This window comes from Lentzea alba (assembly GCF_047445655.1).
GTDB lineage: Bacteria > Actinomycetota > Actinomycetes > Mycobacteriales > Pseudonocardiaceae > Lentzea > Lentzea alba_A.
Genome location: NZ_JAJAEG010000003.1, coordinates 15,480 through 28,948 on the forward strand (window position 1 = coordinate 15,480; position 13,469 = coordinate 28,948).

Annotated in this window: 14 protein-coding genes; 7 read left to right on the forward strand and 7 right to left on the reverse strand. The window is 69.3% G+C overall.

Annotation, left to right across the window (positions count from 1 at the left end; all coding sequences use genetic code 11):
* Positions 1–498 carry a MerR family transcriptional regulator gene (locus tag LFM09_RS05600; protein WP_414095182.1) on the reverse strand — a complete coding sequence of 166 codons (498 nt, stop codon included), beginning with the start codon at positions 496–498 and terminating at the stop codon, positions 1–3.
* Positions 499–604: 106 nt separating this feature from the next.
* On the opposite strand from LFM09_RS05600, the gene LFM09_RS05605 reads away from it, so the two are divergent.
* The 5 genes from LFM09_RS05605 (at position 605) to LFM09_RS05625 (ending at position 4,237) form a co-directional block, all read left to right on the forward strand.
* Positions 605–1,504, forward strand: coding sequence for a hemolysin family protein (locus tag LFM09_RS05605; RefSeq protein WP_414095183.1), 900 nt, complete (start codon positions 605–607; stop codon positions 1,502–1,504).
* The gene (locus tag LFM09_RS05610) at positions 1,505–1,846 is read left to right on the forward strand and encodes a transporter associated domain-containing protein (protein WP_414095184.1); all 342 of its coding nucleotides are present in this window, start codon (positions 1,505–1,507) and stop codon (positions 1,844–1,846) included.
* Complete coding sequence (locus LFM09_RS05615) at positions 1,843–2,880, forward strand: hemolysin family protein (protein WP_414095185.1); 1,038 nt, start codon at positions 1,843–1,845, stop codon at positions 2,878–2,880. Before LFM09_RS05610 ends, LFM09_RS05615 begins: the two co-directional genes overlap by 4 nt.
* Positions 2,881–3,819, forward strand: coding sequence for a sporulation protein (locus LFM09_RS05620; protein ID WP_414095186.1), 939 nt, complete (start codon positions 2,881–2,883; stop codon positions 3,817–3,819).
* 88 nt (positions 3,820–3,907) lie between these two features.
* A complete protein-coding gene (locus tag LFM09_RS05625) occupies positions 3,908–4,237 on the forward strand; it encodes a DUF6292 family protein (RefSeq protein ID WP_414095187.1) in 330 nt (109 codons plus the stop codon).
* Here the strand turns inward: LFM09_RS05625 and LFM09_RS05630 are convergent.
* From LFM09_RS05630 to LFM09_RS05640, 3 genes are read right to left on the reverse strand one after another with little or no spacing between them, the layout of a single operon-like run.
* Positions 4,180–4,842 carry a hypothetical protein gene (locus LFM09_RS05630; protein WP_414095188.1) on the reverse strand — a complete coding sequence of 221 codons (663 nt, stop codon included), beginning with the start codon at positions 4,840–4,842 and terminating at the stop codon, positions 4,180–4,182. The two genes, LFM09_RS05625 and LFM09_RS05630, sit on opposite strands and share 58 nt — an antisense overlap.
* Before the next feature lie 41 nt (positions 4,843–4,883).
* Complete coding sequence (locus LFM09_RS05635; RefSeq protein ID WP_414095189.1) at positions 4,884–7,043, reverse strand: MMPL family transporter; 2,160 nt, start codon at positions 7,041–7,043, stop codon at positions 4,884–4,886.
* 50 nt (positions 7,044–7,093) lie between these two features.
* Complete coding sequence (locus tag LFM09_RS05640; protein WP_414095190.1) at positions 7,094–7,657, reverse strand: TetR/AcrR family transcriptional regulator; 564 nt, start codon at positions 7,655–7,657, stop codon at positions 7,094–7,096.
* 85 nt (positions 7,658–7,742) lie between these two features.
* On the opposite strand from LFM09_RS05640, the gene LFM09_RS05645 reads away from it, so the two are divergent.
* Both LFM09_RS05645 and LFM09_RS05650 read left to right on the forward strand, forming a co-directional pair.
* Positions 7,743–8,282: a hypothetical protein gene (locus tag LFM09_RS05645; protein WP_414095191.1), complete on the forward strand. Its 540-nt coding sequence runs from the start codon at positions 7,743–7,745 to the stop codon at positions 8,280–8,282.
* A gap of 14 nt (positions 8,283–8,296) precedes the next feature.
* Entirely contained in the window at positions 8,297–8,587 is a 291-nt protein-coding gene (locus LFM09_RS05650; protein WP_414095192.1) for a DUF1905 domain-containing protein, read from the forward strand.
* Here the strand turns inward: LFM09_RS05650 and LFM09_RS05655 are convergent.
* The 3 genes from LFM09_RS05655 to LFM09_RS05665 are packed head-to-tail and all read right to left on the reverse strand — an operon-like array spanning position 8,559 to position 13,464.
* Positions 8,559–10,970 carry an AMP-binding protein gene (locus LFM09_RS05655; RefSeq protein ID WP_414095193.1) on the reverse strand — a complete coding sequence of 804 codons (2,412 nt, stop codon included), beginning with the start codon at positions 10,968–10,970 and terminating at the stop codon, positions 8,559–8,561. The genes LFM09_RS05650 and LFM09_RS05655 overlap by 29 nt on opposite strands.
* Positions 10,967–11,971, reverse strand: a complete 1,005-nt coding sequence (locus tag LFM09_RS05660; RefSeq protein ID WP_414095194.1) for an ABC transporter ATP-binding protein — start codon at positions 11,969–11,971, stop codon at positions 10,967–10,969. Before LFM09_RS05660 ends, LFM09_RS05655 begins: the two co-directional genes overlap by 4 nt.
* On the reverse strand, positions 11,968–13,464 hold the full coding sequence (locus tag LFM09_RS05665) for an ABC transporter permease (RefSeq protein WP_414095195.1): 1,497 nt from the start codon (positions 13,462–13,464) through the stop codon (positions 11,968–11,970). Before LFM09_RS05665 ends, LFM09_RS05660 begins: the two co-directional genes overlap by 4 nt.
* Positions 13,465–13,469: the final 5 nt, after the last annotated feature.

Consider the following 13,469-nt stretch of genomic DNA (forward strand, 5'->3'; position numbering starts at 1 on the left):
TCACTTCCTGCCGGAATCCAGGCGCGGCGGAGGCGGCTCGTTCACCTTGGCGTGATCGACAGGGCCCGGCAAGACCGTAGGCGAACCCCGAATATTCGACGACTGAAGAGGCATGTCGGGCGGCAGCTGCAGAGCGATGGTGATCAGCGAGTGGACGCGGTTCGCGATCACCGACAGCAGGCCGTGCATCTCGGGGGAGGCGGCGTCGCAGACTTCCTGGAGCGTGCGCAGGTCGGTGTCGATCTGACCGAGCACGGCGGCCGTGTCGGCAGGTCTCGCCGTGAACGCCCGCGCGATGTCCTCCAGCGGCAGTCCGTGGACTTCCAGGCGCTGGACGAGGTGGATGCGCTCGACGTCGTCGGTGCGGTAGAGGCGGTAGTTGCTCGCGGTGCGCTGAGCAGGGCTGATCAGGCCGAGCGTCGTGTAGTGGTCGACGGTGCGGATGCTGACTCCGGCGCGGGCGGCGAGCTCGCCGATCTTCAGGAGCGATTCGGACAAATCGGCCACCTCCGTCCCCTGAACCGTACAGTGCTACGTGCTACTGTTGGAGTATGCCTGATGAAGCCGACATAGACGGCTGTAGTACGTGGCCGGGTGCGTCTTGTTGATCGCATCCGGCTTGCTCGCCATCGTGGTCCTGACTGTGGCCACGGGGTATTTCGTCGCTCAGGAGTTCGCGTACATGGCGGTCGATCGCGGCCGTCTGCAGCAGTTGGCGGAGGCCGGTTCCGAGCCCGCCGAACGTGCGCTGCGCGTGACTCAGAAGCTCTCCTTCATGCTGTCCGGTGCCCAGTTCGGCATCACGGTGACGGCGCTGCTCGTGGGTTACGTCGCCGAGCCGTTGCTCGGCACCGGGCTCGGCGTGCCGGGCTCGATGGTGATCGCGCTGGTCTTCGCGACGTTCGTGCAGATGGTGCTCGGTGAGCTGCTGCCGAAGAACCTCGCGATCGCGCGGCCCGAACGCCTGGCGCTGGCCCTGAGCTCGTCGACGCTGGTGTACCTGAAGATCGCCGGGCCGGTGATCCGGCTGTTCGACGTGGCCGCGAACCGGTTGCTGCGGGCGTTCGGGATCGAGCCCGTCGAGGAACTGCCGCAGGGCGCGACGTCGGCGGACCTCAAGCAGATCGTCGAGGACGCGGGGGAGCAGGGGCATCTCGACCCCGAGCTCACCCGGCTGCTGGAGCACGGCATCGGGTTCCGCGAGCTCGTCGCGGACCAGGCGATGACGCCGCGCGTGAACGTCCACACAGTATGGTTCGACGAGCCTGCCGCGCGCGTGGTCTCGTTGCTGGACACCGGGAACTCGCGTTTCCCGGTGGTCGGCCACGACCGCGACGACCTGCGTGGGATCGTCGGTCTGGCCGAGGTGCTGACCTTGACGCCGGAGGAGCGTTCGTCGGTCGCCATCGAGAAGATCGCGTCGCCCGCGCTGGTGGTGCCGGCGACGCTGCCGTTGCCCGCGGTGCTGGAGAGGCTGCGGACCGAACGACGTCAGCTCGCCTGAGTGGTCGACGAGTTCGGCGGGTTCGCGGGCGTGATCTCGCTGGAGGACCTGGCCGAGGAGCTGGTCGGCGAGATCCACGACGAGGACGACCTGGTCTCGGCCCTGATCGAGAAGGTCGGCGACGACTGGCGCGTACCCGGCCGGATGAGGCTCGACGAGATCGAGGACGCCACCGGCGTGGAGCTGCCTGGCGACGACGCGTACGACACCGTCTCCGGTCTGGTGCTGCACCAGCTCGGCCGGGTGGCGGAGCCCGGTGACGAGATCGAGATGGACGGCGTGAAGCTCGTGGTCACCTCGGTCGCGCGCAACGTGCCGGACACGGTGGTGCTGTCCGGATGAGCATCGTGATCTCCGTTATTTTGTTGGCGTTGAACGGGTTCTTCGTCGCCGCCGAGTTCGCGTTGATCGCGTCCAAGCGGCACCGCCTGGAACAGGCGGCCGAGACGTCACGGGCGGCGCGCGCCGCGGTGGCGGGAGTGCGCGAGCTGTCGCTGATGCTCGCGGGCGCCCAGCTGGGCATCACGCTGTGCACGCTGGGTCTCGGCGCGCTGGCCAAACCGGCCGTCGCGGACCTGCTGGAGCCCGCGCTGCGGTGGACGGGCCTGCCGGACGCGTTCGCGTACGGCGTGGCGTTCGCGATCAGCCTGGTGCTGGTGGTGTTCCTGCACATGGTCGTCGGCGAGATGGCGCCGAAGTCGTGGGCCATCGCGCACCCCGAGCGGTCCGCGCTGATCCTGGCGCTGCCGTTCCGCGCGTTCGCCCGCTCGGTCCGCTGGTTGCTCAGTGGACTGAACTCGACGACGAACGGCTTGCTGCGCCTGATGAAGGTCGAACCGCAGGACGAGCTGGCGCAGGCACATCGGCCCGACGACCTGCGGATGCTGCTGCGTCAGTCCGCCGAGCACGGCCTGATTCCCGAGGGGCAGCAACGGTTGCTGACCCGGATGCTGCAGGTGCAGCGCACGACTGTGCGTGAGGTCATGGTGCCGATCGGCGAGACGTCGACGGTCTCGTTGCACACGACCGCGCGCGAGATCGAGCAGCGCAGCCTCCAGTGTGGACGGTCGCGCTTCCCGGTCACCGATCCGCGCGGCCGGTACGTGGGCCTCGTGCACATCCGTGAGGCGATGCGGGCCACGGCGCGCGGCGAGGACCCGGCGGCTTCGGAGCTCATGGCGCCGGTGCTGACGTTGCCCGCGTCGATGCCGGTCGCGCGGGCCGTGACCGAGATGCGTGCCGAGCGGTCGCAGCTGGCGTTGGTCGAAGACGCCTCGGATGTCGGCGTGGTCGGCATCGCCGCATTGGAAGACCTCCTCGAAGAGCTGATCGGCGACTTCGAGGACGAAACCGACACCCGCGAGAGGAAACGGTAAATGTTCAAGCGGATGCTCAGCGCCTTCGGCGTCGGCGGTCCATCGGTCGACACCGTCCTGGACTCACCGCACGCCACACCCGGCCAGCTGGTGACCGGGCAGGTGCGCATCCAGGGCGGCAGCGCGGACGCCGAGATCGGCCAGGTCGTGTTGTCGCTGGTCACGCGGGTCGAGGTCGAGCACGGTGACCACGAGTACGGCGGTGTGTCCGAGTTCCTGCGGGTCGTGGTGCAGCAGGGTGTGCGGGTCGGTGCCGGTCAGCTGGTGTCGATCCCGTTCCAGCTGCCGATCCCGTGGGAGACCCCGATCACGGCGGTCGGCGGCGGTCAGCTGCCAGGCATGACCGTGGGCGTGCGGACCGAGCTCGTGATCGCGGGCGCGCCGGACAAGGGCGACCTCGACCCCGTGCTGATCCACCCGCTGCCCTCGCAGGACGCGGTGCTCAGCGCGTTCGGGCAGCTCGGCTTCTCGTTCCGCAGCGCCGACGTCGAGGCGGGCCGCCTGCACGGCGTGCCGCAGGAGCTCGGCTTCTACCAGGAGATCGAGTTCTTCCCGCCGGCCCAGTTCGCCGGCCGGGTGCAGCAGGTGGAGCTCACGTTCGTGGCGTCGCCGCACGAGCTGTACGTGATCCTCGAAGCCGATCGGCGCGGCGGGATGTTCTCGTCGGGCGGTGACGCGTTCGGCCACTTCCGACTGTCGCACCAGGAGGCTCAGGTCGCCGACTGGGCGACGTCCATCAACGGCTGGCTGGCCCAGGTCGCCGAGCGTGGCGGGATGCAGGGCTTCCACGGCGGCGGTCACCACGGCGGTCACCACGGCCGTGGAATGGGCATGGGCACGGTCGTCGCGGCCGGTGCCGCGGGTGTCGTGGGCGGCATGGTGATGGGCGAGATGATCGACGACGCGTTCGAGGACTTCGGCGACTTCGGCGGCGAGTGACCGGTGCGTGACGCGGCGGCCGAAACCTGGATCGGAACAGTGGGTTGCGGCCGCCGCGACCGGGTAGCCGGGCCATGTGAACAGCGTGGTGGCAAGGCAGTACGCGCGCCGGGTGACGCGGGAGCTCGGGCTCAGCGGTGAGTCGTCCTGTGTGGATCGGGACAACCCGCTGCGGCTGTACATCGCGGTGGACGGCAGGCTCCCCGGCCACCCTGACCACGACGTGGCGCTGCTGTGGACGAAGTGCCACGGGTGGGCGCTGGCGGTGGAAGCGCCGGGCTCGGCTTCGTTGCAGGTGGTAGCGCACCTCGGGGGCCCGGTGGAACCGCCTGCGCCGACGGTCGCGCGGTGGGTGCGGGCTCAGCTCAGCAAGTCAGCGACCGTGACCTCGATGCCGCACGCGGGGCAGGTGGCCTGACCGAACGCGTGCAGGAACACTCTCGCGACCTTCTTCTTGCCGTGGTTCGCGGCGGTCTCGTAGACGCGTCGGCCGATGCCGGTCAGCTGGGCGGGATCGGCTGGTCGCAGTGGGCGATCCGGGTGGTCGTCAGCGCGACTGACGCCCTCGGCAACGAGGATCAACGTCGCGGTGCCGCACTCGGGACACTCGATCTCGTACTCCTCGTCGGCCACGCCCCACGCCAGCGCGTCGACCGAGTCCACGAGACCTTCGAACGTCAGCACGCTCTCGACCAGATACGCGTACGTCTCCTCGTCCGCGCCTGGCAGCAGCTCGTTCGCCCTGGCCAGCAGCGTCGAGATGGCCGCGGCGTGCTCGGCGCGGACCTCGTCGCCGCCGTCCGCGACGATCCCGCCCGCCAGCACGACCGCCTGCACGTCGTCGATGGCGGCGAGGTGGGGGAGTGCCGCGTAGCTGGCGGGGTAGGTGCTGCCCTGGTGACACAGCGCGCCCCAGAGCTCGCTCCACGCGTCCTGGTCGTTCGTGGTGGCCACGCGGTCGAGCAGGCCGGGGATGTTCTCGGCGCTGCCGTGAGCGTGGCTGAGCGCGGACCAGTCCGTCATGCCCGCGATCAGATCACAGGCATGACGGACCGGTGGGTGGATCAGCCGACCGCGACGGGCTCCGGCTTCTCCTTCGGCTTTTCGAGCTCGTCGAGCGCGGTGCCCTCGACGTCGAGCTCCGGCAGCCACCGCAGCCACTTCGGCAGCCACCAGGCGCGCTCGCCCAGCAGGGCCAGCGCGGCGGGCACGAGCACCATCCGGACCACGAACGCGTCCACGAAGATGCCGACGGCCAGGGCGAACGCGATCGACTTCACGGTCGCCTCGCCGGCGGGGACGAAGCCCGCGAACACCGAGAACATGATCAGCGCGGCGGCCACGACCACCGGGGCCGCCTGGCGGAAGCCCGTGGTGATGGCGGTGATCGGGGCGGCACCGCGGTGGTGCGCCTCGTGCATCCGGGACACCAGGAAGATCTGGTAGTCCATGGCGAGGCCGAACAGGATGCCGATCACCAGGATCGGCGTGAGGCTGATCAGCGGGCCGGTGCTGTCGAGGTTGACCGCGTCGGCGAGCCAGCCCCACTGGAACACCGCGACGGTGGCGCCGAGCGAAGCGCCGATGGTCAGCAGGAAGCCGAGCACACCGACCAGCGGTACCAGCAGCGAGCGGAACACCAGGATCAGCAGCACGAGCGCCAGACCCACGACGACGGCCAGGTAGATAGGCAGCGCGCGGTCCAGTGACGTGGCCACGTCCACGCTCACCGCAGTGGCGCCGGTGACGTAGGCCCTGCCACCGTCGAGAGTGGACAGTTCGGCGCGCAGGTCGGCGACGAGCTGTTCCGTGGCAGTGCTGTCCGGGCCGGACTTCGGGATGACGGTGACCATCGCGGCGCTGCCGTCCGGGCTCGGCTGAGCCGGCGTGACCAGTGCGACGTCGGACATCTTCGCGATCGGCTCGGCGGCCTTGGTGGCCGTCGCCGCGGCGCCGTCACCCTCGACCAGCACGATGATCGGGCCGTTGAAGCCCTCGCCGAAGCCCTGGGCCAGGATCTGGTCGGCGCGTTCCTGGGTGGAGTTGGCCGGGGGCTTCTGGATCAGCGTGGTGTCCATCGACGCCACCGGGATGGCGACGATGCCGAGCGCCACGACCGACAGCAGCAGCGCGACGACGCGGTTGCGGGTGATGGTTTTGGCCCAGCCGCTGATGATCCCGCGATCCTTGGGTTCCACGGCGGTTTCCGCGCGTTCCTTGCGGGTCAGCACCCGGCGGCCCAGCATGCTCAGCACCGCGGGCACCAGCGTGACGGCGATCAGCACCGCGACGACGATCGTGGCGGCGGCCGAGACACCCATCTGCGTGAGGAACGGGATGCCCGCGATCGCCAGACCCACCAACGCGATCACGACGGTGAGACCGGCCGTGACAACAGCGGAACCCGCCGTGCCCACCGCGGTCGCGACGGCGTGCCCGACGTCCGAGCCGCGGCGAAGTTCCTGGCGGTAGCGGTTGATGATGAACAACGCGTAGTCGATGCCGACCGCGAGCCCCAGCATCGAGGCGAGGACCGGCGTGGTCGACTGCAGGTCCATGAACCCGGTGGCGATGGTGATGCCGAGCGTGCCGATGCCGACGCCGATCGCGGCGGTCAGCAGGTTCATGCCTGCCGTGACGAGCGAACCGTAGGTCAGCGCGAGCACGACCAGCGCGAGCACGACACCGATGGCCTCGGTGGGTCCGCCGACGTGCGGCGTCTCCTGCATCGCGGTGCCGGTGACCTCGACGGTCAGGCCGGCGTTCCTGGCCTTCTCGACGGCTTTGAGCAGGTCGGCCCGCTGCTCGTCGGTGACCTCACCGGGCTTCACGTCGTAGGTGACGGTGCTGTACCCGACGTTGACGTCCTTGTTGACGCTGGGCGCGGCCGGGTCGAGCGGGTTGGTCGCACTCCGGACGCCCTTGAGCGCGGACTCGTCGTTGACGAGCTCGGTGATCGCCTGGACGTGCTGCGGCAGCTTCTCGTTCGCGGGCGCCTTGACGACAACCCGTGCGGACGCGCTGTCGCCGGACCCGAACTTCTGCTCGATGCGCTCGAGCGCGGTGGTCGACTCCTGGCCGGGGATGGACATCGCGTTGGACGTCTCACCGCCGAGCGCGTACGCACCGACCCCCGACCCGATGAGCACGAGCAGCCAGATGAGGACAACCGGAAGGCGGTGCTTGTGGGCACCTCTGCCGAGCCGGTAGAGCAGTTTCGCCATGGTGTTCAGGCCTCCTGGTGGCCGAGTGCGTCAAAACAGGTTGCGAACGATCAGTGGTGGCCGGGTGCGTCACGGTGGCCGAGTGCGTCAAAGCAGGTGCGGAGGATCAGCGGGCGCCACGTGGTCTTGTCGCCTTCCTGGTTGGCCAGGAGGGTCAGCACGGCCATGGCACTGAGCGCGCCGACGATGCGGATCGCGCGTTCCAGCTCTTGCTGGGGGTCGACGACGAACATCTCGTTGAGCAGCAGCTCGTCCTGCGCCTGCTGCGGGTCCTCGCCGGGCGCGGTCATGCTGCGGAACAGCAGCGCGACCAGGCCCGGCCGGTCGAGCGCGATGTCGGTGAGCAGCTCGAGCGCCTTGCGCTCACGTGCCGGTCCGGCGGGGAGCGGCCTTACCTGCTCGGCCACATGGCTGCTCAGCACGCGGCTGTGGTCCCAGGCGGCCTCGAACAGCGCTTCCTTGCTCGGGAAGTGGTGCAGGAGCCCGGCCTTGGACAGGCCGACGGCGTCCGCGAGCGCCTTGAGCGACGTCTGCTCGAAGCCGTGACGCGCGAACAACGCGGCTGCGCTGTCGAGGATCTGCTCGTCGACCCCGGTCCTGAGCTGTCGTGGCATGATGCCGACTTTACGGCGTTTACCGACCGGTTCGGTAGGTAAACCGACCGAAATGGTCGGTGGCGTTCGTCACCACAATGGGTGAGTGATCGAGATGACCGCCGTCGTGAGCCCTTCGTGGGACGTGCACGTGCCGCTGTCCGGGCGGATGTCACGCGAGGACGTGTTCGCGGCGCTCGCCGCGATCGCCGAATACGGCAAGGACGAGGACTACAGCCCGGAGATGCTGCCTGCGGTGCTGGAGGAGGAACTGATCATCATGGCCGGCGGGCTCAGGGTCCGTGACACCGTGACCGGCGTCGAGATCGAGCACGGGTGCTGCATGGGTCTCGAGGACTGGCGCGCCTGGCAGGAACTGCTCGACGGGCGGGCGCCGTGGCTCGGGCACTCGTCGGAACCAGGAGTGGAGTTCGCGGACGGCGTGGTGAGGTTGTGGCAGGACGGTGCGCGCAGGGACGGACCCGCGTGTGAGATCCGGACCGCCGACCTGCCGGGACTTCTGGAGGGTGTGAGGCAAGACCTGATCGGGTTCCTGGACCTGGTGCGGAAGTGGGCGCCGAACGGGCTGGGTGAGCGACTTGCGGCTCGGTTCGACGAGGACTTTCAGATCAGCGCGCCGCTTTGACGGAGAATGGGGCGATGTTCGTCTTCGACGCGGAGTTGTGGCTCTGGGACGCCCGCCGCATGGACACGTGGACGTTCGTGACGTTGCCCGAGGACGTCTCGGACCAGATCCGCGAGCTCGCCACGCCCGGCCCCGGCTTCGGCTCGGTGAAGGTCCGGGTCGGGGTGGGCGCGTCCTCGTGGTCGACGTCGGTGTTCCCGGACAAGCAGTCGGGCTGTTACGTGCTGCCGATCAAAGCCGCGGTGCGCAAGAAGAACGACGTGGCGCCGGGCGATGTCATCGAGGTGACGGTCGAGGTTGTCTGAGTGGCAGCAGGGACTGGCCGGCGGTCAGCAGGGGGCGGGCTTTGGTGATGGCCAGCCAGGTTGTCACGCCTACCGCGACGCACACGACGAACACGATCGGCGTCGGCACCAAGGGCAGCAGGTGGGGGAACACCGCGTAGTGCGTGAGGTAGATGGCCAGCGAGGCGCTCGCCAGCAGGCTGATCGGGGTGAGCAGGCTGCGGGGGACCGGGACGCGGGAGAGGGACAGCAGGAGGATCAGGCCCGCGATCACGATGATCTCGCGCGAGAGGAGTTCCATGCGGCCGGGGATCATCGCGATCGTGACCGTCACGACCAGGCACTTTTGCCACAGGGCGGGGGAGCGTTGGGCCAGCCAGCCCAGGGCGATGAACCACGCGGCGCCGAGGGTGGTCATGTTGCGGGCGAACCAGTCGCCCTCGACGGTGTAGCGGGCCAGCAGGCAGGCGGCCAGCACGATCACGGCGAACGCGTAGGTGTGGCGTTGTTCCCAGCGGCGGACCGCGGGCACCGCGAAGATCAGGGCGCACGCGAGGAGCACGTGGGCCAGGACCTCGATGAACCAGTAGCCGCCGGCGCCGACGCGGGTGAAGCTGTTCACCAGCAGGATGTTGTCGAGGGTCACGTCGTCGGTCACGGCTGAGCGGTAGACGAGCCAGAGGGATGTCGGGATCGCGATGAAGGCCGCGGCGCGCAGGATTCGCAGTGGGTGGGCGGGGAGCAGGAAGCGGGCCAGGTTCCAGCCGGCGATCACCAGCAGCAGGTGGGCGCCGCCCATCAGGTTGAAGAAGCTCACGTGCGAACCGACGATCAGCAGGATCGACAGGGCGCGCAGCACGATCGTGGTGTCGATCAGCGGGACGCGGTGGTGGGTGGCGCGGAGCTTTTCCAACGAGGACACGGGCATGGTGGGCCAGGTCGGCGGGAGATCGCCGAGCAGGCGTTGGAGTTGCACGGTCATCTGCACGTAGCGCAGCGAGTCGCCGCCGAGTGAGTTGAAAGTCGCGTCTGAGGGCACGGAGCGCACGCCCAGAACTGAGGCGAACGCCTCGCGCACCGACGTCGACGAGCGGTCAGCTGGCGCGGCGACGGCCCGGTAGTCGATTTTTCCGTTGGCCAGCAAGGGAAAAGATGTCACCGAGTAGGTGCGGATCGCGGCGGAGGGCAGGCCGGTCAAGGTGCGGACCAAGCGGAAAGCGCGATCGGCGGAGCCCAACACCGCGACCACGAGTCCGGAGTCGTCGCCGGCACAGGCCACGCGCAGGCCATCAAGAGCCAGCGAACGCTCCACCTGGTCGAGATCGACGCGGAGGCCGAACGGCTTCACGAACCGGTTCTTGCGACCCGTCACGGAGAACAGACCGGAGGACTCCGAGCCGAGATCGCCGGTGCGGAGCTCGAACGTCGTGCGGCCCGACGCCAGATCGGCGGGCGTGCGGGCATAGCCGAGCATCACGTTGGGGCCGCGGTAAACGAGCTCGCCGTCGTCGATGCGCAGATGACCGCCAGGAACAGCCACGCCGATCGCCGACGGGTCCGTCAAAGCCTGCGAGGGCGGAAGGTAGGCCATGCGCGCGGTCGCCTCGGTTTGGCCGTACATGACGAAGAAGCGCCAGCCCCGTTCCAGACCAAGCGACGCGTAGCGCACGACGTCGGCGGGATCCAGCCGCCCGCCCGCCTGGGTCACGTAGCGCAGGCTGGGCAGGTCCAAGGAAGCGAAACCGATGCCGTCGAGCAGCCCGAACGTGTGCGGCACGCCGTGCAGGCTCGTCACACCCACAGAACGCACCAGGTCCCAGAACTCCGGCTCGATCACCGAACGTCCGGTCAGCACGAGGCCGGCGCCGCGCGCGAGATTGCTGTTCACGACGGACAAGCCGTAGCAGTAGTGCAGCGGCAACGACGTGATGGCGCGGTCGGTCGGGAGGATGTCGAGGTACTCGCCGATGGCGGCCGCGTTCGAGGCCAGGTTCTCCGCGCTGAGCCGCACCAGCTTCGGTGAGCCCGTTGTGCCGGACGTCGACAGCAGCAGCGCCAGTTCGGGATGCAGCTCGTGCACGGTGCCCTCGTGGCGCTCGGACCACGAGCCCGCGATCACCACGTCCGGGTCGTAAGCGGAGGTCAGAGCGGGGATTTGGGCCGTGGCAGCCAAGATCACCGGGTGCCGGCCGCGCAACGCGGCCAGGTAGGTCACGATCGACTCGACGTCGTTCTCGGCCGCCAGCAACACGAGTCGCCGGGTGGTGCCCAACCGTTCGCACGCCTCAGAAACCAGTTGGTCGAGTTCGCGATAGGTGAGCTCACCGGAAGGGACGATCAGGGCGAGTTGGTCGCCGTGCGCCGCGAGGTGATCAGCGAACCCGAGGTCCGCCGTGGCCGTCACGGCGTGCCCCCGAAGAACAGGGCGGGCCCGTGAACCGCGACCGAGATGGAGTCACCAGCGCGCACGGAAACCCGGCCCTGCACCCGAGATCGCACCTGGATGCCGGAAGGAAGCCGCAACAACACAGTCGCGTCGTGACCGTGGAACAGCACGTCGTCCACAGTGGACTCAAGGCCGGTAGGGCCAAGAACGAGCTGCTCTGGGCGCAGCAGCACCGTGCCGGTTCCATCGCCAGTCGTCGGCAACACTCCGAGCGGCGTCTCCACAGCGCCAGATCGCGCCACACCGGGAAAAGTCATCGCCTCGCCGACGAACAACGCCACCCCGAGATCAGCGGGCGAGTTGTAGACGGTCTGCGGCCGAGCGAGCTGCGCCACCACGCCATCTCGAAGCACGGCAACGAGGTCCGCGATCCCGAGCGCCTCTTCCTGGTCGTGCGTCACGAGCAACGCCGTAGCCCCCGCCGCCCGCAGAGTGGCCCGGACATCCGCCCGAAGTTCCTCGCGCAGACCGGCGTCAAGGGCGGAGAAGGGCTCGTCGAGCAGCACGACTCCAGGCCGTGGCGCCAAAGCACGCGCCAGCGCGACCCGTTGCGCCTGGCCGCCGGACAACTCGGAGGGCAGGCGCGCGCCGAACCCCGCCAGCCCCACCAGTTCCAGCAGCTCGTCGACGCGACCGCCGCGCCGTTCGGTCCGGCTCAGGCCGAAGCCGACGTTGCCTGCGACGCTGAGATGCGGGAACAGCGCGCCTTCCTGCGGCACGATCCCGATCCCGCGCTGCTCCGGCGGTACTTCCGAAGTGAGCTGCCGTCCGCCCAGCCACACCTCGCCCGAGTCAACGGGGTGGAAGCCCGCCAGCACGCGCAGCAGCGTCGTTTTGCCACAGCCGGAAGGCCCGAGCACGGCGAGCAGCCCGCCTTCCGGCACCTCGAAGTCGACCTCGCGCAGCACGGGTTCCCCGCCGTAGCCCGCGACCAGCCGTTTGACCGTCAAGCCGCTCACCGTTCACCTCCCAGGAACCTGTCCAGCACGACGGCCGGAATCGCCGCCACCACGAGCAAAACCGCCGCGTAAGGCGCCGCCGCGGCGTACGCGGCGACCTCGGTGCGGGTCCACAGCTCGGTCGCCAGCGTGTCCACGCCGGTCGGCCGCAGCAGCAACGTCGCCGGCAACTCCTTGGCGCAGGTCAGGAAAACGAGCGCGGTACCGGCCAGAATCCCCGGCGCCGCCAACGGAACCGTCACGCGCACACCCGTCAAGAACCGGCTGTGCCCGAGCGACCGCGACACTTCCTCCAGCACCGGCGGCGCGTGCGCCACACCCGTGCGCACAGCCCCCACCGCCAACGGCAGAAACAGCACGGCGTAAGCGAAAGCGAGCATCGGCATGGTCTGGTAGAGCGCGGGAGCGAAGCGAATCCCGAAGAACACCAACGCGAGCCCGACCGTGATGCCCGGCAGCGCGTGCCCGGCGAAGCTCGCCAGCTCGACCCCGCGAGCAAGCCGTCCCTGGTGCCGTGCGGCCAGGATCCCCACCGGCAACGCCAGCAGCAGCGTCAGCAAGGCGCCAAACGCCGACACCGCAATGGTGTTGCCGGTAGTCGCCAGCACGTCGCTCACGGAGAACGTCGACGTGCCTGCCGCGAGCCACCACACCAGGCTCACCACCGGCACCCCGAGCGTCAGCAGGATCAGCGCGAAAGTCCCCGCCAGCGCCGGAATCCGCATGCGCCCCAACGGAACCGTCAGCGGCCGTCGACGCCCTCGATGGGCGACAACGCCGCGGGCCCGTCGTTCGCCGAGCGTCAACGCGATCGCCAGCAACACGAGGATGAGGCCCAGAATCGCGGCCGGTGTGCGGTCGAACGTCGCCCGGTAGCTGGTGTAGATGCCGAGCGTGAAGGCTTCGTAGCGCATCAACGACACCGCGCCGAAGTCGCTCAGCACGTACAGCGCCACCAGCAACCCGCCGGCGAGCGCAGCCGGTCGGATCTGTCGCAGTGTCACGGAAACGAACACCTGACCACGAGTCCTGCCGAGCGACCGCGCGACCTCCTCGACCGCCGGATCGGCCGTGCGCAACGCGGCCGCTACCGGCAGCAACACGTACGGGTACGACACCAGCGTCAGCACCACGAACGCGCCGGCGAACCCGCTGAGGTCCGGCAGCACCGAGATCCAGGTGAACCCGGCGACGTACGACGGCACCGCGAGCGGCAACACCAGCAGCACACCGAAAGCCCGCCGAGCCGCCAGGTCCGAGCGCACCACGAGCCACGCGCTGAGCACGCCCAGGACGAGGCACGCGGCCGTCACCGCCACCGCGAGCGACAGGCTCCGCAGTGCCAGTTCCGCGGTCCGGGTCCGCACCAGCACGTCCCACACGACGCCCCCGCCGCGTTCGAACGAACGCACCGCCAGGTACGCCAGCGGCAGCACGGCCGCGGTGGCGACGAGGAGGGAGAGCGTGGTGAGCGTTGGCGCGGCCCGGTGCACGGGCC

Excerpts from the sequence above, each read along its gene's own strand:
- LFM09_RS05620 (WP_414095186.1), top strand. The coding sequence starts at position 2,881 with ATGTTCAAGCGGATGCTCAGCGCCTTCGGCGTCGGCGGTCCATCGGTC.
- LFM09_RS05650 (WP_414095192.1), top strand. The coding sequence starts at position 8,297 with ATGTTCGTCTTCGACGCGGAGTTGTGGCTCTGGGACGCCCGCCGCATG.
- LFM09_RS05635 (WP_414095189.1), bottom strand. The coding sequence starts at position 7,043 with ATGGCGAAACTGCTCTACCGGCTCGGCAGAGGTGCCCACAAGCACCGC.
- LFM09_RS05630 (WP_414095188.1), bottom strand. The coding sequence starts at position 4,842 with ATGACGGACTGGTCCGCGCTCAGCCACGCTCACGGCAGCGCCGAGAAC.
- LFM09_RS05640 (WP_414095190.1), bottom strand. The coding sequence starts at position 7,657 with ATGCCACGACAGCTCAGGACCGGGGTCGACGAGCAGATCCTCGACAGC.
- LFM09_RS05615 (WP_414095185.1), top strand. The coding sequence starts at position 1,843 with ATGAGCATCGTGATCTCCGTTATTTTGTTGGCGTTGAACGGGTTCTTC.